Source organism: Azospirillum sp. HJ39, assembly GCF_041507355.1.
GTDB lineage: Bacteria > Pseudomonadota > Alphaproteobacteria > Azospirillales > Azospirillaceae > Azospirillum > Azospirillum thiophilum.
This window is the reverse complement of sequence record NZ_CP167911.1, coordinates 1944374-1962915: the sequence shown is the minus strand read 5'-3', so window position 1 is coordinate 1962915 and position 18542 is coordinate 1944374. Positions and strand designations below refer to the sequence as shown.

16 protein-coding genes are annotated in these 18542 nt (G+C 68.2%); 11 read left to right on the top strand and 5 right to left on the bottom strand.

Annotated elements, in window-relative coordinates:
• Positions 1 to 292 precede the first annotated feature (292 nt).
• From ABMY26_RS22525 to ABMY26_RS22510, 4 genes are all read left to right on the top strand, one after another.
• Complete coding sequence (locus ABMY26_RS22525; protein WP_372396870.1) at positions 293 to 700, top strand: response regulator; 408 nt, start codon at positions 293 to 295, stop codon at positions 698 to 700.
• A 42-nt stretch (positions 701 to 742) separates the two neighbouring features.
• Positions 743 to 2137: a PleD family two-component system response regulator gene (locus tag ABMY26_RS22520; RefSeq protein ID WP_372396869.1), complete on the top strand. Its 1395-nt coding sequence runs from the start codon at positions 743 to 745 to the stop codon at positions 2135 to 2137.
• Between the two features lie 112 nt (positions 2138 to 2249).
• Entirely contained in the window at positions 2250 to 2915 is a 666-nt protein-coding gene (locus ABMY26_RS22515) for a phosphatase PAP2 family protein (protein WP_372396868.1), read from the top strand.
• A gap of 164 nt (positions 2916 to 3079) precedes the next feature.
• Positions 3080 to 6502, top strand: coding sequence for a DEAD/DEAH box helicase (locus tag ABMY26_RS22510; RefSeq protein ID WP_372396867.1), 3423 nt, complete (start codon positions 3080 to 3082; stop codon positions 6500 to 6502).
• Between the two features lie 34 nt (positions 6503 to 6536).
• Here the strand turns inward: ABMY26_RS22510 and ABMY26_RS22505 are convergent, their stop codons facing one another.
• Positions 6537 to 7091, bottom strand: coding sequence for a DUF4405 domain-containing protein (locus ABMY26_RS22505; protein WP_372396866.1), 555 nt, complete (start codon positions 7089 to 7091; stop codon positions 6537 to 6539).
• 190 nt (positions 7092 to 7281) lie between these two features.
• Here ABMY26_RS22505 and ABMY26_RS22500 point away from each other — a divergent pair, with 190 nt between their 5' ends.
• The 7 genes from ABMY26_RS22500 (at position 7282) to ABMY26_RS22470 (ending at position 12735) form a co-directional block, all read left to right on the top strand.
• Positions 7282 to 8166: an AraC family ligand binding domain-containing protein gene (locus ABMY26_RS22500; protein ID WP_372396865.1), complete on the top strand. Its 885-nt coding sequence runs from the start codon at positions 7282 to 7284 to the stop codon at positions 8164 to 8166.
• A gap of 10 nt (positions 8167 to 8176) precedes the next feature.
• Entirely contained in the window at positions 8177 to 8917 is a 741-nt protein-coding gene (locus ABMY26_RS22495; RefSeq protein WP_372396864.1) for an AzlC family ABC transporter permease, read from the top strand.
• Complete coding sequence (locus ABMY26_RS22490; RefSeq protein WP_372396863.1) at positions 8910 to 9218, top strand: AzlD family protein; 309 nt, start codon at positions 8910 to 8912, stop codon at positions 9216 to 9218. Before ABMY26_RS22495 ends, ABMY26_RS22490 begins: the two co-directional genes overlap by 8 nt.
• Positions 9219 to 9275: 57 nt before the next feature.
• A complete protein-coding gene (gene rsmA / locus ABMY26_RS22485; RefSeq protein ID WP_372396862.1) occupies positions 9276 to 10181 on the top strand; it encodes a 16S rRNA (adenine(1518)-N(6)/adenine(1519)-N(6))-dimethyltransferase RsmA in 906 nt (301 codons plus the stop codon).
• Positions 10181 to 10600 (top strand): alternative ribosome rescue aminoacyl-tRNA hydrolase ArfB, encoded by a 420-nt coding sequence (gene arfB / locus ABMY26_RS22480; RefSeq protein ID WP_372399052.1) that lies wholly within the window; start codon positions 10181 to 10183, stop codon positions 10598 to 10600. The genes rsmA and arfB overlap by 1 nt, the downstream gene beginning before the upstream one ends.
• Before the next feature lie 149 nt (positions 10601 to 10749).
• Positions 10750 to 11994, top strand: a complete 1245-nt coding sequence (locus tag ABMY26_RS22475; RefSeq protein ID WP_372396861.1) for an MFS transporter — start codon at positions 10750 to 10752, stop codon at positions 11992 to 11994.
• A gap of 150 nt (positions 11995 to 12144) precedes the next feature.
• Positions 12145 to 12735: a methyltransferase domain-containing protein gene (locus ABMY26_RS22470; RefSeq protein ID WP_372396860.1), complete on the top strand. Its 591-nt coding sequence runs from the start codon at positions 12145 to 12147 to the stop codon at positions 12733 to 12735.
• A gap of 76 nt (positions 12736 to 12811) precedes the next feature.
• On the opposite strand, the gene ABMY26_RS22465 is transcribed toward ABMY26_RS22470, so the two are convergent.
• The 4 genes from ABMY26_RS22465 to topA form a co-directional block, all read right to left on the bottom strand.
• Complete coding sequence (locus tag ABMY26_RS22465) at positions 12812 to 14107, bottom strand: O-acetylhomoserine aminocarboxypropyltransferase (protein ID WP_372396859.1); 1296 nt, start codon at positions 14105 to 14107, stop codon at positions 12812 to 12814.
• Positions 14108 to 14126: 19 nt separating this feature from the next.
• A complete protein-coding gene (locus ABMY26_RS22460) occupies positions 14127 to 14666 on the bottom strand; it encodes a CoA-binding protein (protein ID WP_372396858.1) in 540 nt (179 codons plus the stop codon).
• Positions 14663 to 15469, bottom strand: a complete 807-nt coding sequence (locus ABMY26_RS22455) for an enoyl-CoA hydratase (protein ID WP_372396857.1) — start codon at positions 15467 to 15469, stop codon at positions 14663 to 14665. The genes ABMY26_RS22460 and ABMY26_RS22455 overlap by 4 nt, the downstream gene beginning before the upstream one ends.
• Before the next feature lie 241 nt (positions 15470 to 15710).
• Positions 15711 to 18497, bottom strand: a complete 2787-nt coding sequence (gene topA, locus ABMY26_RS22450; protein ID WP_372396856.1) for a type I DNA topoisomerase — start codon at positions 18495 to 18497, stop codon at positions 15711 to 15713.
• Positions 18498 to 18542 lie beyond the last annotated feature (45 nt).

The following is an 18542-nucleotide window of genomic DNA, read 5'->3' as shown; positions in this document are numbered from 1 at the left end:
GCCTTTCCGGGCATCGTTCAGGCCGCGCTATTCCGGCGATTGCCCGAGTGGATAATTGTGCAAGTATCAGAGCCGCCCGCGCTGGTCGTGGGCGGTTTTCGCGTGTGCACAGGAACCGGATAAAGGCGGTTCGGAGCCGGGGGTAACGACTATTTAACCGTCGCGACCTATTCAGAAAGGGGGTATACCGGAGTCTCGGTTGCGCGCGCGTTGCCGCGGTTGGGCTGTCGAGGCGGTCGCATCGGACGGAATGGGCGCTGTGAACGTGGGGACCAGGCCCAGAGGGGGATGCATGTCAGCGGAGCCGGACGGTCCGATGGTGACCGGTGCGAGGCCGATGAAGACCGTCCTCATCGTCGAGGACAACGAGCTGAACATGAAGCTCTTCCATGACCTGCTCGAAGCGCATGGTTATGACACGTTGCAGACCCGCGACGGCATGGAGGCGATCAAGTTGGCCCGCCAGCACCGCCCCGACCTGATCCTGATGGACATTCAGCTTCCCGAAGTGTCGGGTCTGGAGGTCACACGTTGGATCAAGGACGATCCGGAGTTGCGGAGCATCCCGGTGGTGGCGGTGACAGCTTTCGCCATGAAGGGCGACGAGGAAAAAATTCGCCGGGGCGGCTGTGAAGACTATGTTGCGAAGCCCATATCGGTCGTGAAGTTTCTTGAGACGGTAAAGAAGTTCCTCAACTGAGCCGGTTCGCTTTGTAGAAATTCTTCAGGATTCTGCCCCCCTATGTCTGCGCGTGTCCTTGTCGTCGATGACGTCCTGCCCAATGTGAAGCTGCTCGCGGCAAAGCTGACGCGCGAGTACTTCAACGTGCTGACGGCGTTCAACGGACCCGACGCCTTGGAGATGGTGCGCAGGGAATCGCCCGACATCGTCCTGCTGGACGTCATGATGCCGGGCATGGACGGGTTCGAGGTGTGCGAGAAGATCCGCTCCGATCCCGCGACCATGCACATCCCGGTCGTGATGGTCACCGCCCTGTCCGACGTGGCCGACCGCGTCCGCGGGCTGGAGGCCGGGGCCGACGATTTCCTGACCAAGCCGGTGAACGACATCGCGCTGTTCGCGCGCGTCCGCTCGCTGGTGCGGCTGAAGATGATGATGGACGAATGGCGCCTGCGTGAAAGCACCTCGGGCCAGTTCGGCGTCATCGAGCGTAGCGGCACCATGCTGAGCGAATCCTTCGAGCGCGCCAACGTGCTGGTCCTTGAGGATTCCGCGCTCGACCTGGAGAAGGTGACGGAGACGCTGCAGCGCGACCATAACGCGGTCATGGCCGCCGACACCTGCGCCAAGGCGCTGGAACGGGCGCTGGGCAGCGAACTGGATCTGGTCGTGGTCAGCCTGACCCTGCTGAACGAGGACGGGCTGCGGCTGTGTTCGCAGCTGCGCTCGCACGAGCGCACGCGGCAGGTGCCGATCCTGCTGATGGTGGACGAGGGGGACCTCGGGCAGGTCGCCAAGGGGCTGGAACTCGGCGCCAACGACTATGTCGTCAAGCCGGTCGACCGCAACGAGCTGCTGGCCCGCGCCCGCACCCAGATCCGGCGCAAGCGCTATCAGGAACGGCTGCGCTCGAACTACGAGCAGAGCCTGTCGATGGCGCTGACCGACAGCCTGACCGGCGTCTTCAACCGCCGCTACGTCAACGCCCATCTGCCCCGCCTGCTGGAGCGCGCCTTCGACAGCCACAAGCCGGTGTCGGTGCTGATGTTCGACATCGACCACTTCAAGGTGGTCAACGACACCTACGGCCACGCCATCGGCGACGAGGTGCTGCGCGAGGTGTCGGCCCGGTCCAGCCGCAACCTGCGCACCTTCGACCTCGTCGCGCGGCTGGGCGGCGAGGAGTTCATCGTCATCCTGCCCGATACCGACGGCGAGGCGGCGCTGATCGTCGCGGAGCGGTTGCGGTCCCGCATCGCCGACACCCCCTTCGCGGTGTCGTCCGGCGGCGGCGAGATCAACGTCACCGTCTCCATCGGCATCTCGGTCGGCGGCCGGCTGGGCGATACCGCCGAAGGGCTGATCCGCCGCGCCGACGAGGCGCTGTACGAAGCCAAGCGGTCGGGCCGCAACTGCGTCATGGCCGACGCCCGCGCCGACCATCTGGAGGGCTGACGGGCAGGCGGGTGGATGCGCAGGGCGGAAGCGTCGAGCCCTTGTCTTCTTGTTGCGCCGCACCATCTGCCAAAGCCGTTCCTTCCATTCCACCGGCATCCATGGGGGCCAGATGTTCGCCACCGCCAGCGGCGCCATCACCCATCTCGGCAGCAGCAGCCTTCTCGTCCCGCTCTCCGCTCTCTACGCCACCGCCCTGTGGCGGCATCATTCCGCACCGCTGGCCCTGCGCTGGCTTCTGGCGCTGGCGCTTTGCCTGGGCGTCATGGTGGTGCTGAAGCTGGTCGGCCATGGCTGCGGACTGCCGGAGTTTCCCCTGTTTCCGTCGCTGTTCGCCGGCGACCGCTTCCTGAGCCCGAGCGGCCATGCCGCCTTCTCGGCCGTCTTCTACGGATCGGTGGCGGCGCTGGCCGCGCGCAACGCCTCCTCCCGCTGGCTGCAGGTCGGGCTGCCGGCGGCGGCGGCGGCGCTGGTGCTCGCCATCGGCGCCTCGCGCGTCGCCGTCTCCGCCCATTCGGGAGCCGAGGTGGCGGCCGGGTTGCTGGTCGGCGGGCTGTCGGTCCTGCTGTTCCTGTGGAGCAGTCGGAAGGACGGGGCGCCGCGGTTGCGCACCTCGCCGTGGGTGTTGGCGGCGATGGCGCTGGGGCTGGGCCTGCTGGTCCATGCCGGGGATCCGTCCTTCGTAGAGGCTACGATCCGCCGGGTGGCCTTTCATCTCGGCAGCGGGGCCGGGCTGTGCGAACTCGCCGGTCAGGTTTTTTCGGGCCGGTCCGGATAAGCGAGCATCCGGGGTGAAGCCGTCGGCATCCTGTGCTATGACGGACGGCCGCGCTCCGCCCGCCGGTCATGGCCGCGTTTGAGCCGATGCTTGCATCGCTTGGCGCAAGAGCCTATACCGACGCCCCGTTTTCGTTTCGTTCTGTCCTGGTCCGTCCACACCGCATGTCGCTTTTCGATGCCCTGCCGCGTGGCCCTTCGGGGGGCGCCGCCGTCCCCTTCGGTCAGGAGGACCTGACGCGCGTCTTCGATGCCAAGACGCTGCAGCGCGGCCGCACGCTGATGATGACCGGCGCGGTGACGCTGGGTCCTCCCGGCGGCGACCGCATCGAGGCCGAGGTCAGCGATCTGGGCCGCCGCCTGGCGGTGACCGTGATGCCTGTGCAGGGCAAACGCAGCGTCGTGCTGGAGCGCAGCTGCGGCTGTGGCCGCAACGCCTGCGCCCACATGGCCGCCGCGGCGATGCTCGCGCTGGAAAGCCGTCCGGAATGGCGCCGCGCCTCGCTGTTCGACGTCGCGGACGTAAAGGCCCCCCTTGCTCCACCGCCTGCCGATTCGCCCGCTGCCGTCCCGCCTGCGGCTCCGGTGGCCAAATCGCCGCCGCTGTCGCTGGTCCGCCCGCCTGCTCCTCCTCCTCCTCCTCCGCCGAAAGCCGGTCCGGTGCGCAGCCTGCGCTGGACGCTGGAGCCGGGGCAGGGCGACATCGCCTGCTACATTCTGGTCGATTTCGTGACCGAGGGGTCGGCCGACGCCAGCCCGGCCAGTCCGCGCGACGTGCTTGCCAAGGCGCCGCGCAGCGTGGACGGCGACGCCGACCGTGCCATCGCCCGGCTGCTGGGTGGCGGCGGGACCGAACGGACGCCCATCGCCAAGAGCCGGGGGGAAGCGGTGGACCGGCTGCTGCGCCGCCTGCTCGGCACCGGGCGGCTGCGCTGGCGCGACGGTACCCCGCTGGCCGAAGGGCCGGGCCGCACCGTGCGCACCTTCCGCGACCCGGCAACCCGCAAGCTGCGCCCCACTGGCCTGCCCGAGCGCAGCGTGCTGCTGAAGGGCCAGTCCTATTGGTGCGTCGACAGCGCGACCGGCACCGTCTTCCCGGTCGACCTCCAGGTGGTCGAGGTGCCGAAGGCGAAGCCGGTTCCCCCTCCCGCCCCGGTGCCTCCGGTGCCATCGAAAGCGACGCCGTCGCGCCTGTTCGGCCCGTCGCGTGGCGCGGCCGCGGCAGCGATTGCGCGCACCGCTCCGCCGCCGCCCTCCAGCTTCCGCGACAACGCCATTCCCGGCGTGCGCGGCGGGGCTGGCGATGCGGCGGCCATCGTCGAGCGGTCGCCGCGCATCGTCGCCCGTCTGGGCCGGGTGGTGACGCCGGCCGACGGGCTGGTCGACGTGCTGCGCCTGTCCTTCGACTATGGCGAGCCCGGCCGCCCGATGGAGATCGAACCCGACGACCAGCGCCAGTTCGCCCGCGCCGAGGACGAGTTCGGCGACGTCACCTTCGTCCGCCGCGACAAGGCCGACGAGCAGGCGGCGCTCGACCGCCTGTCCGGTCTCGGCTTCGCCCAGGCGCGGATCGAGCCGCCCAGGGGCGTGCTGAACGCCCGCGGCACGCGCGTCCATTGGCTGACCGGCCGGGACGTCGAGGAGCGCTGGCAGCATTTCCTCGCCAACGAGGTGCCGTCCCTGACCAAGGCCGGCTGGACTGTCGAGGTCGGCGCCGATTTCGGCACCCGGGTGATCGAACCGGGGGCCGAGGTGGAGGTCGCCGTCCGCGATGCCGGCGACGGCTGGTTCGACCTGGATGTCGGCGTCGAGATCGATGGCGAGCGCCAGCCGCTGCTTCCGATCCTGGCCCGTCTGGTGGAGAAGGGCGGCCTGTCCTCCACCCGCGTCATCGACGGTCGTGCCCATATCGTGCTGGACGACGGCAATGTCCTTGCCCTGCCGGCCGCACGGATCGAGCGGCTGCTCAGCGTGCTGGAGGCGATGCTGGACAGTGGCCGCAGCAGCGGCGACCGGCTGAAGGTGCCGCTGGCCGAGGCCGATTCGCTGCTGGATATCGACGACCTGATCGCCCGGCGCGGCGACGAGACGGCACAGATCGACGGCTATCTCCAGCGCCTGCGCGCCGACGAGATGCCGGGCGACATGACCCCGCCGCCAGGCTTCAGGGGCGAGTTGCGCGACTACCAGCGCGCCGGTCTGGCCTGGATGCAGAGCCTGCGTGCCAACAGTGTCGCCGGCATTCTCGCCGACGACATGGGGCTGGGCAAGACCGCCCAGACGCTGGCCCACATCGCGATGGAGGAACATGAGGGCCGGCTGACCGACCCCTGCATGGTGGTGGTGCCGACCAGCCTCGTGCCCAACTGGGTCGCCGAGGCGGGGCGCTTCACCCCCCATCTGCGGGTGGTGGTGCTGCACGGCATCGACCGCCACGGCAGGCTGTCCGAGATCGACCGCGCCCACATCGTGGTGACGACCTATGGCGTGGTGGCGCGCGACATCGACCTGCTGAAGCGGCTGAACTGGCACATGATCGTGCTGGACGAGGCGCAGGCGATCAAGAATCCCGATGGCAAGGCGACCCGCGCCGTCGCGGCGCTGCCGGCGCGGCACCGGCTCTGCCTGTCAGGCACGCCGGTCGAGAACAATCTGGGCGAGCTGTGGAGCCAGTTCGCCTTCCTGATGCCGGGCCTGCTGGGCGACCGCAAGGATTTCGGCAAGCGCTACCGCGTGCCGATCGAGAAGCGTGGCGACAACACCCGCGCCAACCTGCTGATGCGCCGCATCCGCCCCTTCCTGCTCCGCCGCACCAAGGAGGCGGTGGCCAAGGAACTGCCGCCCAAGACCGAGGTGGTGGTGCGCATCGACCTCGACCGCGACCAGCGCGATCTCTACGAGACGATCCGCCTGTCGGTGAACGAGACGGTGCGGGCGGCGCTGGCCGCCAGCGGCAAGGGGCTGGGCCAGAACGCCATCGCGGTGATCGACGCGCTGCTGAAGCTGCGTCAGGTCTGCTGCGACCCGCGCCTGCTGAAGTCCATCGCCGCGCTGGGCGGCAAGGCGCGGTCGAGCGCCAAGCTGGACGCCCTGACCGAGATGGTGAAGGAGATGGTGCCGGAAGGCCGGCGCATCCTGATCTTCTCGCAGTTCACCACCATGCTCGACCTGATCAAGCTGGAGCTGGAGAAGGCCGCGGTTCCCTATGTCGAGCTGACCGGCCGCACGCTGGACCGCGCCGAACCGGTGAACCGCTTCCAGAACCGCGAGGTTCCGGTCTTCCTGATCAGCCTGAAGGCCGGCGGGCGCGGCCTGAACCTGACCGCCGCCGACACGGTGATCCATTACGACCCGTGGTGGAACCCGGCGGCGGAGGACCAGGCGACCGACCGCGCCTATCGCATCGGCCAGGACAAGCCGGTCTTCGTCTACAAGCTGATCGCGGCGAACACGGTGGAGGAGCGCATCCTCGACCTGCAACGTCGCAAGGGCAGCCTGTCGGACGCCACCATCGAGGGCAAGGGGCTGGTCAGCGCGCTCGACGGCGGCGACATCGACTATCTGCTGGGCGACGACGAGGAGGAGTAGGCCGGGACCGGGCCGGCTGGCTCGGATCGGCCTGTCAGCGGGGTCGCTTGCTCGCCAGCAGGCTGGCGACCGCCGCGCCGTTCCTGCCGGCGCGGCTGCCGATCGCGGTCAGGGTCTCGCCCGGCGCCGCCTCGATGCCGGCAACCTTCAGCACCTCGACGGCCTTGTCGGGCGTCAGTCCCAGGGCCGGGGCGGCGGCCTCCAGGCTGGCGGCGGACAGCGCACCGAACACGGCACCCGGATTGGCGCCACTGCCGCCGGTGGTGCCGGTCATGCCGGTGAAGACGATGGAAACGATCAGGCTGGTGGCGAAGGCGGCCTGCGCGGCGTGGCGCTTCAGATAGCCCGTGAAGGCACGCCAGTTCTTCACCAGATGCCAGATCGCGATGGCGGAGAACACGACGCTCAGCCATTCGTGCGAGAAGCGCACCAGTCCGGCATTCCAGTGCAGCAGCAGCATGATGCCGGTGACGGTGGACACGACGAAGGTCACGATGGTGACGGGCGTGACCACGTCGCGGGTCATCAGTCTGGAAAAGGAGAATCCGGTCTTGCCGGCGGTGGGGGGAGGGGTGTCGATGACGCTCATGGCAGGTGTCTTTCCGGTTCGATGTCTCGTTTTTTCCGGAAGGATCGCACCCGACTGTAACTGCCCGATAACCGGCAACACGGCAGTTTGTATCTGTTTGTAACCGTTTGCGTGCGAACGGAATGCCGATGAGGATGTTACCCGCAATCCTGTCCAAGACGGACGCTCCACCCGCCTGTTAGACTGTGGCATGGACCAGCAATCCGCACTTACCGAGATACCGGCCGGCGGCGGCGATTTCGCACGGCTGTGGCGCGAAGCGCGGTTCGACGGCATGGAGTGCCTGAACGCACGCTTCCAACGCCACAGCTACGCCCCGCACATGCATGACACCTACGTCGTCGGCGTCATCACCGCCGGGACGGAGCTGTTCCGGTGCGCCGGGGTCGATCTGGCGGCCCATGCCGGGCAGGTCGTCGCCCTCAATCCCGGGATCCTGCATGACGGCCGGCCGGCGGACGACGGCTTCGCCTATCGCATGTTCTATCCGTCGGCCGGCCTGTTCGAAGGGGCGCTGGAGGAGGCGACCGGCCGGCGGGTGGCGCCGCACTTCGGTGTGACGGTCTTCGACGATCCGGCTCTATTCGCGGCGATCGGCTCCTTGCATCGCGGGCTGGAGGGACGGGGGGCCGACCCGCTGCGCGCCGACACCGATGCGCTGCGCGCCTTCACCCTGTTGGCGCTGCGCCACGGCGACCTGACCGGGCGGCTGCCGGCGGCCGGGCGGGAGCCGGCGGCGGTGCGCCGTGCGCGGGAGTATCTGGACGCCCATCTCGACAGCCCGGTCGAACTGGCCGATCTGGCCGGGGCGACCGGGCTCAGCCGCTTCCACCTGCTGCGGGTGTTCCGCGCCGCGGTGGGGACGACGCCGCACGGCTACCTGACCGACCGCCGGGTTGCCCATGCCAAGCGGTTGCTCGCCGGGCCGCTGACCCTGGCCGAGGTGGCGCTGGCCTGCGGCTTCTGCGATCAGGCCCATTTCAACCGGGTGTTCAAGGGGCGGGTCGGCGTCGCCCCCGGCCAATACCGCCGGGGCAGCAATCCAGTCCAAGACACCGGGGCCGCCGCCGCCTAGTGTCCCCGCCATGAGCACCGATACCCTCACCATACCGGCGTCCCCGCGGCAGGAGTTCGCGTTGGGCGCCATTCATTGCCTGCCGGTGATGGCGGGCGCGGTCCCCTTCGGCTTCCTGCTGGGCAGTCTCGCCGCCAAGGCCGGACTGTCGCCGCTCGACATGGGGCTGATGAGCGCGCTGGTTTTCGCCGGCAGCTCGCAGTTCGTCGCGGTCGAGCTGTTGGACAAGGGCACCGCCGGGCTGGCGGTGGTCGGCGCCATCCTGCTGGTCAATCTTCGTCATCTGCTGTTGGGGGCGACGCTGGAGCCGCGCTTCCGTGGCGTCGCTCCGGCGCGGGCCGGGCTGGCGCTGTTCTTCATGACCGACGAGCAATGGGCGCTGGCGCTGCGCCGCGGCGAGGGGCTGACGCTGGCCTATTGGTACGGCGTCGGGGTGACGCTCTATCTGGCGTGGCTCGCCAGCACCGTGGCGGGGACGTTGGCCGGCGCGCTGATCGCCGATCCCGCCGCCTGGGGGTTGGACTTCACCTTCATCGCCGTCTTCCTCTGCCTGCTGGCCGGTTTCTGGCGCGGGGTGGGATCGCTGCCGCCCTGGCTGGCGAGTGCCGCCGCGGCGCTCGGCGCCCATGCGCTGTCGCCCGGCGGGCCGTGGCACATCCTGGCCGGCGCGCTGGCCGGCGGTGCGGTGGCGGCGTGGCGGGGAAGGGGACAATCGAAAGGCCAGGTGAAGGGGAGTGCGGGCGATGCTTGAGGCGCTGCATCTGGACTGGAGCATCTTCGCGATTGTCCTTGGCGGGGCGCTGGTCACCTGGCTGACGCGGGTCGGCGGCCCATGGCTGATCGCACGGGTCCGGCTCGGCCCGTCGGCGAGTGCGGCGCTGGAGGCGACGCCCGGCGCGGTGCTGGTGGCGCTGGTGGCGCCGGCCGCCCTGTCGCGCCCATCGGACGCGCTGGCCGCTGCCTTCGTCTGCCTGATCGCGCGGCGGGTGCCGATGGTGGTCGCGGTGGCGGCGGGCGTGGCGGCGGTCGTGCTGTTGCGGCACCTGCTGTAGCGATTCCGGGCAAACTGCCGTCTGGTGAAGAGGGCGGAGGATGCCTATAAGTCGGGTATGACCGACCTGTCCCCCATCCCGCCCGCGCCCGCATCCGCCCCGGCTGCCTTCGACCCGCAAGCCCTGCCGCCGCTGCGCGACGTGATCGCGCGTTTCGGCCTGGAGGCGCGCAAGTCGCTGGGGCAGAACTTCCTGCTCGACCTCAATCTGACCGGACGGATCGCACGCTCGGCCTGCCTGCCTGCCGGTACCACCGCCATCGAGGTCGGCCCCGGCCCCGGCGGTCTGACCCGTGCGCTGCTGGCGACCGATGCGGTCAAGGTCGTCGCCATCGAACGCGACCGCCGCTTCATCGAGGCGCTGCAGGACGTCGTCGAGGCTGCCCATGGCCGCCTGACCATCGTCGAGGCCGACGCGCTGACCGTCGATCCGGAGGAGCTGGCCCCGGCCCCGCGCGCCATCGTGGCGAACCTGCCCTACAATGTGGCGACCCCGTTGCTGCTGGGCTGGCTGGCGCGGATCGAATCCTATGTCAGCCTGACGCTGATGTTCCAGAAGGAGGTCGCCGACCGGCTGGTGGCGAAGCCGGGCAGCAAGGCCTATGGCCGGCTGTCTGTCATCACCCAATGGCGCTCCGACGCCCGCGTGCTGTTCAACCTGCCGCCGCGCGCCTTCACCCCGCCGCCCAAGGTCGAATCGACGGTGGTCCACCTGACCCCGCGGGCGAATCCGGAGCTCGCGGACTGGCGCGCGCTGGAACAGGTCACCGCCGCCGCCTTCGGCCAGCGCCGCAAGATGCTGCGCCAGAGCCTGAAGTCGCTGGGCAGCGCCGAAGCGCTGCTGGAGGAGACCGGCATCGCCCCGACCGCGCGGGCGGAGGAGATCGACGTCGCCGGCTTTGCGGCGCTGGCCCGCGCCTTCCGCGCCCGGACTCCGCTGGGGCCGCCCCCGGAGAGGCCATGATGATCCGGGTCACGCCCCGCATCAGCCTGGACGAAAGCGAACTCCAGGAGGAGTTCGTGCGCGCCAGCGGGCCGGGCGGCCAGCATGTCAACAAGACGGAAACGGCGGTCCAGCTGCGCTTCGACGTGGCGGCGTCGCCGAACATCCCGGATGACGTGAAGGCTCGGCTCGCCCGTCTGGCCGGTTCCAGGATGACGGCCGCCGGTGTCCTGATCCTGTCCGGCGACAGCTACCGAAGCCAGATGCGGAACCGCGAGGATGTGCGGGAACGGCTGATCGACCTGATCCGCGATGCCTCGGTTCCGCCCAAGGTGCGCCGCAAGACCAAGCCGACCTATGGCTCCCAGCAGCGCCGGCTGGAAGGAAAGGCCAAGCGGTCGGAGGTCAAGCAGGGCCGGCGCGGTCCGACGGGAGACTGAGCGGGTCTTCCGAACCGTCCGGCACCGCCCGGCATGCCCGCCATGAGGGGGGCGCATTGGACGGTTCAACCGTCCCGTGCCAGCCTTCCCACTTCGCTTGCCCGTGAAACATTTCCCTGTGACGACAAATCCGGGGCCGGAGACGTTCCATGAGTCATCCATCCGCCGGCGCAGCCCTGCCGTCGCCGACCTCCGCCCGGCTGTCGGTCGGATTCGCCTGGGTCGGGCATTCGCTGATGCACATCGTCTCGGCGCTGTTCCTGACCATCGTGCTGGCGTTGGAGACGGAATGGAAGCTCTCCTACGACGAGCTGATCCGGCTATGGACCTTCGGCTCGCTGATGATCGGGCTGGGTGCGCCGCTGGCCGGCTGGCTGGGCGACCGCTGGAGCTCGGCCGGGATGATTGCGGTGTTCTACCTGATGACCGGCGGCGGCGCGGTGCTGGCCGGCCTGTCGGACGGGCCGGAGATGCTGATGTGGTCGCTGGCCCTGCTCGGGCTGGGGGCGTCGATCTACCACCCGGTCGGCATGGCCTGGATGATGGCGAACGCCGAGAACCGCGGCAAGGCGATGGGCTGGCTCGGCCTGTTCGGCACCTTCGGCGTCGCCACCGCCGCGGTGGTCGCCGGCAGCCTGACGCAGTGGCTGGACTGGCGCATGGCCTTCATCATTCCGGGCGTCCTCTGCGTCGTGCTGGGCGCGGTGCTGGCCCTGCTGATCGCAACCGGCATCGTCCAGGACCGCCATGCCGACGTGAAGCCGCAGCCCAAGCCGTCGCGTGGCGACGTGGTGCGGGCCTTCTTCGTGCTGTCGCTGACCATGGTCTGCGCCGGGCTGATCTTCAACGCCATGCAGGTCGTGCTGCCCAAGCTGTTCGAGGCGCGGCTGGGCGGCCTGCTCGGCAGCGGTACGCTGGGCGTCGGCGGGTTGGTGACGGCGGTCTATCTGGTCGCGGCGCTGCCGCAGATGGTCGGCGGCGTGCTGGCCGACCGCCATTCGCTGAAGCGCGTTTATATTCTTTGCCTGCTGGTGCAGATTCCGATGATGGCCGCGGTCGCCGTGCTGTCCGACCTGCCGCTGGTGGCCGCCGCCGCCTTCGTGGTCATCGCCTCGCAGACGCAGATCCCGGCGGAGAACATGCTGCTGGCCCGCTACACGCCGGACAAGCATCGCGGGCTTGCCTTCGGCGCCAAGTACATCCTGTCCTTCGGTGCCGGTCCGCTGGCGGTGCTGCTGGTCGCCTGGGTCTATGAGCACACCGGCGAGTTCACCATGCTCTACCTGACCCTGTCGGTGCTGGCCGCCATGGCCTTCGCCGCCGCCCTGCTGCTGCCCGACGACCGCAGGAAGAAGGCCGAACCGGTGGCCGAGCCGCTGCCGGCGGCGGAGTGAGGGCAGTGGGGAGCGTTGGCGGCGGTGTTGAACCCTGCAGCATTGGTTTGTTCTCTCTTCGGTTCCGTTCCGCTATAGAGGAGCGATCCATCGGGCGGTAACGGACAGCTGCGGCTTGTGCCGGGCATCCCGGTCGTGAGCATCCCGGTCGTGATCGACCAGCTGCCAACGGGTCTGATTATGAAATTGCATATTGGCGGCCATGAGAAGCGCCAGGATTGGCATATCTTCGACATCGCTCCCAGCGATATTGTGGATTTTGTCGGAACCTGTGCGGATATGAGCCAGTTCGAGACGGCGTCCGTCGAAGAGATTTACGCCAGTCATGTGCTTGAGCATCTCAGCCATAACGCGGAACTGGCGCAGGCCTTGCATGAGTTCCTGCGCATACTGAAGCCAGGTGGGCGAGTGCGGATATCCGTTCCGGATTTCTACGAGATAGCCCGGGCCTTCTGTTCGGAGGATCTGACGACGGGTGATCGTTACAAGCTGTCACGGCTGGCGTTCGGCGGGCAGCGGAACGAATATGATTTCCATAAGATCGGCTTCAGCTTCGACATTCTGCAGCTTTATCTCGAGGAGATCGGCTTTTGCGACGTTTCGCGCGTCGATCAGTTCAATCTCTTCACCGATGCGAGCATGGGGAAGGTCGATCCGCGTCGGCCCGACGGCTCGATCTGTCGGACCATTGACGGAATGCGGTTCAGCATCAACGCGATCGCCTACAAGCCGAGGATATGACCGGCTGCCGTCGGCAAAGCCGCAAGCCCGTTGCGGGACGAGCCGGAATCCCGGCACGTCCCGCAACGACAACTCCTCAATCCAACGTCCCGTTCAGCGCCCGGTCCAGGTCGGCGATGATGTCCTCGGCCGTCTCCAGCCCGATCGACAGGCGGAGCACGTCGGGGCCGGCGCCGGCCGAGGCCTGGGCCTCCGCCGACAGCTGGCGGTGGGTGGTCGAGGACGGGTGGATGATCAGCGAGCGCGCATCGCCGATGTTGGCGAGATGGCTGAACAGCTCGACGCTCTCCACCACCTTGACCCCGGCCTCGAAACCGCCCTTGACGCCGAAGGTCAGCACCGCACCGGCACCGCGCGGCAGGTATTTCTGCGCCAGGGCATGGTACTTCGACGATTCGAGCCCGGCATAGCTGACCCAACCGACCGCCGGATGGCTTTCCAGGAACTTTGCCACCTTCAGTGCGCTTTCAGCGTGGCGCTGCATACGCAGCGGCAGCGTCTCGATCCCGTTCAGCGTCAGGAAGGCGTTCATCGGCGCCTGGCTCGGCCCCAGGTCGCGCAGGCCGACGGCATGGCCGTGGATGGTGAAGGCCAGATGGCCGAAGGTTTCGTGGAAGCGCAGGCCGTGATATCCCGGGTCCGGCTCGCTCAGCGCCGGGAACTTGCCCGATTTGCTCCAGTCGAACTTGCCGCTGTCCACCACCACGCCGCCGACCGAGGTGCCGTTGCCGGACAGGAACTTGGTGGTGGAATGGACGACCAGCGTGGCGCCCCACTGGATCGGGTTGATCAGGTAGGGGGTGGCCAGCGTGTTGTCGACGATCAGCGGGATGCCGGCCTCGTCGGCGATCTTCGCGATGGCCTCGATGTCCGTCACCACGCCGCCGGGGTTGGCGAGGCTTTCGACGAAGATCGCCTTGGTCTTCTCGGTCAGCGCCGCCTTGACGGTGTCGGGCGTGTCGGTGTCGACGAAGCTCGGTTGCCAGCCGAAGGCGCGCGGGAAGCTGATGCCGAGCTGGTTCAGCGAGCCGCCATAGAGTTTCTTCGACGCGACGATGTGGTCGCCGGGCGCCATCAGCGGGAACAGGGCCAGCAGCTGCGCCGCATGACCCGACGAGGTTGCGGTGGCACCGGCGCCTCCTTCCAGGTTGGCCAGCCGTTCCTCCAGCACCGCGACCGTCGGGTTGGTCAGGCGGGAATAGATGAAGCCGACCTTCTGCAGGTTGAACAGCGAGGCGGCGTCGTCGACATTCTCGAAGACGAAGCTGGTGGTCTGGTAGATCGGCGTCTGCCGGGCGCCCGTGGCCGGGTCGGGTGCGGCGCCGGCATGGATGGCGCGGGTCTCGAAGCCGAAGCTCTTCGGTTCAGTCATCTGCGTGGTTCCCCCTTTTTCAGATCAGTTTCTTGAAAGATTTGGTCGGTGCCCGGCGGTGCGTGACCAGGATGTTGGAATTGACGCCGATCCGGCCGATCTCGCCGTACAGCCGCTGGATTTCCATCTTCGGACAGCGGTCCATCACCACGGTCAGGCCGGCGGCCTGGGCCCGCGCCGCCGCCTCGTCGTTGCGGACGCCGAGCTGCATCCACACCACCTTGGCCCCGGCGGCGATGGCTTCGTCCGTCACCCCGCCGGCGGCGGCGGAGTTGCGGAAGACGTCGACCATGTCCGGCGGCTCCGGCAGGTCCTTCAGGCTGGCATGCACCGGCAGCCCCAGGATGGTCTGTCCGGCCAGCTTCGGGTTGATTGGGACGACGCGATAGCCCTTGTCGCGCAGATACTTCATCACGAAGAAGCTGGCCTTCACCGGGTCGGCGCTGGCACCCACCACGGCGATGCTGTGGACGCCGTCCAGCACCCCGCGCAGGAAGGAGTCGGTGTAGCGGGCCGGATCGGTGATCGCTCCATCGGGGGGCATTGCCGGATCGCTCATCGCCCGCACCATACCGGCGTGCGCTTGCCGAGGAAGGCGTCGATGCCCTCGGCCGCGTCCTGCGCCATCATGTTCTCGGTCATCACCTGAGCGGCGTAGGCATAGGCGCCCTCGGCATCCAGCTCGATCTGGCGGTAGAAGGCCTCCTTGCCGGTCGCCAGCGTCAGCGGCGACTTCGACGCTATCTTGGCGGCGACGGAGTCAACCACCTCGTCCAGCTGGTCGGCCGGCACCGTGCGGTTGACGAGGCCGATGCGCTCGGCCTCCTCCGCGTCGATCAGGTCGCCGAGCAGCAGCATCTCCATCGCCGCCTTGCGCCCGACCGCACGGGTCAGCGCCACCATCGGCGTCGAGCAGAACAGCCCGATGTTCACGCCCGGAGTCGCGAACCGCGCCCCCTCCTCGCAATAGGCGAGGTCGCAGGTCGCCACCAGCTGGCAGCCGGCCGCGGTCGCCACGCCGCGCACCTTGGCGATCACCGGCTGGCGGATGCGGTTGATCGTCAGCATCAGGCGCGAGCATTGGGTGAACAGCGCCTCGTACATCGCGCGCGACGGCGCGGCGCGCATCTCCTTCAGGTCATGCCCGGCGCAGAAGGCGCCTCCGGCCCCTGCCAGCACCACGGCGCGCACCGTCCGGTCATCGTGGATGGCGTCGAGCGCGTCCTGCAATGCCGCCATCAGCCCGACCGACAGCGCGTTGCGCGCCTTCGGCCGGTTCAGCGTCAGCGTGGCGATCCCGTCGCGATCCTCGCGCAGGACCAGCGGGGAATGGGGATCGTGTGTCGAAGCCGCGGCGCTCATGGTCGTCATCCTCCCGTTTTCTTTCGGTTGTTTACCGACGGCAGCTTAACGCGCCGGACCTGCGGGCGAATACGGCAACCTGCAGGATGGGAGCTATGAGACGACAGGAGGCGGATGAATTCAACAGAAAAACCTGTGAGACGACACTATTTATCTATTATTTTGATAGGAAAATGCGATTTTCAAAGCCTGTTCCCTCCTCCCCCAGTGGGGGAGGAGGGTTGCAAAAAGGGTCAGGCGGTTACGACGCCTTCGCGGTCTTCTTCTTCGGTGCGGCCGCTTCGGCCGGCGCATCCTTGGCAGGCTTGGCCTTGGTCGCCTTCTTGGCGGCCGGCTTCTTCGCCGGAGCCTTTGCCTTGACGGGCTTCTCCGTCTCGGCGGCCTCGGCCTTTTCCGCGTCGGCCTCCTTTGGGGCCTTGCCCTTCTTGGCTGCGTCCTTGGCGACCTTGGCGTCGATCAGTTCCAACGCCTGTTCCAGCGTAACGCTGTCCGGCTCGGTCCCCTTGGGGATGGAGGCATAGACGCTGGCATGCTTCACATAGGGACCGAAGCGGCCGGCCCCCATGGTGATCGGCTTGCCGGTCTTCGGGTGGTCGCCCAGGGCCTTGGCAGGAGCGGACGCCTTCTTGGCTGCGCCGGCAAGCAGATCGACGGCGCGGTTGATGCCGACGGTCAGCACGTCGTCGTCGGGCGTCAGCGACTTGTAGACGCTGCCATGTTTCAGATAGGGACCGAAGCGGCCGATGCCGGCGCTGATCTCCTCGGCCGTTTCCGGATGGTTGCCGATGACGCGGGGCAGGGCCAGCAGCTTCAACGCGGTGTCGAGATCGACGTCGGCTGCGCCCATGCCTTTGGGCAGCGACACCCGCTTGGGCTTCGGCGCCTCGTCCTTCTTCTTTTTCTTGGCCTTCGGCTTCTTGCCGTCTGCCGCCGGCTCCTCGACAGGCGGTGCCTCCGGCGGAGCGGCGGCAGCCGGTGCCGGGCCGAGCTGGATGTAGGCGCCGAACGGGCCGCGGCGGACCGTGACCGGCAACCCGGTTTCTGGATCGTTGCCCAGCTCGCGCGGACCTTCCTGCACCTCGCCGTTCTCGTCATTGGCGACGGCCAGCGGCCGGGTGTAGCGGCATTCCGGGTAGCGCGAGCAGCCGATGAAGGCGCCCATCTTGCCCAGCTTCAGCCCCAGCCGGCCTTCGCGGCAGACCGGGCAGACGCGCGGGTCATGGCCGTCCGCCGTCACTGCGGGGAAGAAATGCGCCCCCAGCTCGTTGTCCAGCGTGGTCAGCACCTGGGTGATCGTCAGTTCCTTGGTGCCGTTCACCGCGACGTCGAAAGCGGTCCAGAAGTCGCGCAGCACGGTCTTCCAGTCGATCTTGCCGTCGGAGATCTCGTCCAGCTGGTTTTCCAGTTCCGCCGTGAAGTTGTACTCCACATAGCGGTGGAAGAAGTTTTCCAGGAAGGCGGTCACCAGCCGGCCGCGGTCTTCCGGAATGAAGCGCCGCTTGTCGAGCCGGACATAGTTGCGGTCCTGCAGCACCTGCAGGATCGAGGCGTAGGTCGACGGCCGGCCGATCCCCAGCTCCTCCAGCTTCTTGACCAGGCTGGCTTCGGAATAGCGCGGCGGAGGCTGGGTGAAATGCTGCTGCGGGTCGATGTCGCCGCGGTTCAGGGCGTCGCCCTGGTCCATCGCCGGCAGGCGGCGTTCCTGCTGGTCGTCCTCGGCCGCGTCGTCGCGGTCCTCCTGATAGACCTTCAGGAAGCCGTCGAACATGACGATGGAGCCGGTGGCGCGCAGCACCACGTCCTTGGCCGGGCCGGCGATGTCGACGGCCACCTGATCCAGGATGGCGCTCTCCATCTGGCTGGCCAGCGTGCGCTTCCAGACCAGCTCATACAGCCGCAACTCGTCCTGCTCCAGATAGGAGGCCACCGACTCGGGGCGGCGGTGCAGGTCGGTCGGCCGGATGGCCTCGTGGGCTTCCTGGGCGTTCTTGGCGGCGGTCTTGTAGACGCGCGGCTGGGCGGGAACGTAGCGCTCGCCATACTGCGTGCCGATCAGGCCGCGGGCGCTGTCGATCGCTTCCTGCGACAGGCTGACGCCGTCGGTTCGCATGTAGGTGATCAGGCCGACCGTCTCGCCGCCGATGTCGACGCCCTCATAGAGTTTCTGCGCCGTGCGCATGGTGCGGGTGGCGCCGAAGCCCAGCTTGCGCGAGGCCTCCTGCTGCAGGGTGGAAGTGGTGAAGGGTGGCGACGGGTTGCGGCGGCTCTGCTTGCGCTCGACCGACGAGACGGCGAAGTCCTGCGGGCGGATCTTTGCCACCGCGGCCTCGGCGGCCTCGCGGTTGGGCAGGCCGAACTTGTCCAGCCGCTTGCCGTCCAGCTGGGTCAGCGATGCGGTGAAGGAGGCACCGGCCGGTGTGGTGAAGCCCACCGCGATCGACCAGTATTCCTGCGGCTTGAAGACCTCGATCTCCGACTCGCGTTCGCAGATCAGGCGCAGAGCCACCGATTGGACGCGGCCGGCCGACTTGGACCCCGGCAGCTTGCGCCACAGCACCGGCGACAGGGTGAAGCCGACCAGGTAATCCAGCGCCCGGCGCGCCAGATAGGCGTCGACCAGTTCGCGGGAGACGTCGCGCGGGTTGGCGATGGCTGCCTGCACCGCGCTCTTGGTGATCTCGTTGAAGGTGATGCGCTGGACCTCGCGGTTCTCGGTCAGCTTCTTTTCGCGCAGCAGTTCGGACAGGTGCCAGGCGATGGCCTCTCCCTCGCGATCCGGGTCGGTTGCGAGATAGATGCGGCTGGCCGACTTCACCGCCTTGGCGATCTCGTCGATGTGGCGCTTGGAGCGGTCGCCCAGCTCCCATTCCATCGCGAAGTCTTCATCCGGACGCACCGACCCGTCCCGCGCCGGAAGGTCGCGGACATGGCCGAAGCTGGCGATGACGGTGTAGTCGTCGCCCAGATATTTGTTGATGGTCTTCGCCTTGGCCGGCGATTCGACGATGACGACGTTGCTGCCCGGCAAGAAACCAGCCCTTCGCGTGTGCCCACTCAAACCACGGCGGTGCGG

What these genes read in the sequence shown, in the direction of transcription:
- arfB (WP_372399052.1), top strand. Translation starts at nt 10,181, where the DNA reads ATGATCCGGGTCACGCCCCGCATCAGCCTGGACGAAAGCGAACTCCAG.
- ABMY26_RS22525 (WP_372396870.1), top strand. Translation starts at nt 293, where the DNA reads ATGTCAGCGGAGCCGGACGGTCCGATGGTGACCGGTGCGAGGCCGATG.
- ABMY26_RS22505 (WP_372396866.1), bottom strand. Translation starts at nt 7,091, where the DNA reads ATGAGCGTCATCGACACCCCTCCCCCCACCGCCGGCAAGACCGGATTC.
- ABMY26_RS22460 (WP_372396858.1), bottom strand. Translation starts at nt 14,666, where the DNA reads ATGAGCGATCCGGCAATGCCCCCCGATGGAGCGATCACCGATCCGGCC.
- ABMY26_RS22490 (WP_372396863.1), top strand. Translation starts at nt 8,910, where the DNA reads ATGCTTGAGGCGCTGCATCTGGACTGGAGCATCTTCGCGATTGTCCTT.
- rsmA (WP_372396862.1), top strand. Translation starts at nt 9,276, where the DNA reads ATGACCGACCTGTCCCCCATCCCGCCCGCGCCCGCATCCGCCCCGGCT.
- ABMY26_RS22520 (WP_372396869.1), top strand. Translation starts at nt 743, where the DNA reads ATGTCTGCGCGTGTCCTTGTCGTCGATGACGTCCTGCCCAATGTGAAG.
- ABMY26_RS22455 (WP_372396857.1), bottom strand. Translation starts at nt 15,469, where the DNA reads ATGAGCGCCGCGGCTTCGACACACGATCCCCATTCCCCGCTGGTCCTG.
- ABMY26_RS22510 (WP_372396867.1), top strand. Translation starts at nt 3,080, where the DNA reads ATGTCGCTTTTCGATGCCCTGCCGCGTGGCCCTTCGGGGGGCGCCGCC.
- ABMY26_RS22475 (WP_372396861.1), top strand. Translation starts at nt 10,750, where the DNA reads ATGAGTCATCCATCCGCCGGCGCAGCCCTGCCGTCGCCGACCTCCGCC.
- ABMY26_RS22495 (WP_372396864.1), top strand. Translation starts at nt 8,177, where the DNA reads ATGAGCACCGATACCCTCACCATACCGGCGTCCCCGCGGCAGGAGTTC.
- ABMY26_RS22515 (WP_372396868.1), top strand. Translation starts at nt 2,250, where the DNA reads ATGTTCGCCACCGCCAGCGGCGCCATCACCCATCTCGGCAGCAGCAGC.
- ABMY26_RS22500 (WP_372396865.1), top strand. Translation starts at nt 7,282, where the DNA reads ATGGACCAGCAATCCGCACTTACCGAGATACCGGCCGGCGGCGGCGAT.
- ABMY26_RS22465 (WP_372396859.1), bottom strand. Translation starts at nt 14,107, where the DNA reads ATGACTGAACCGAAGAGCTTCGGCTTCGAGACCCGCGCCATCCATGCC.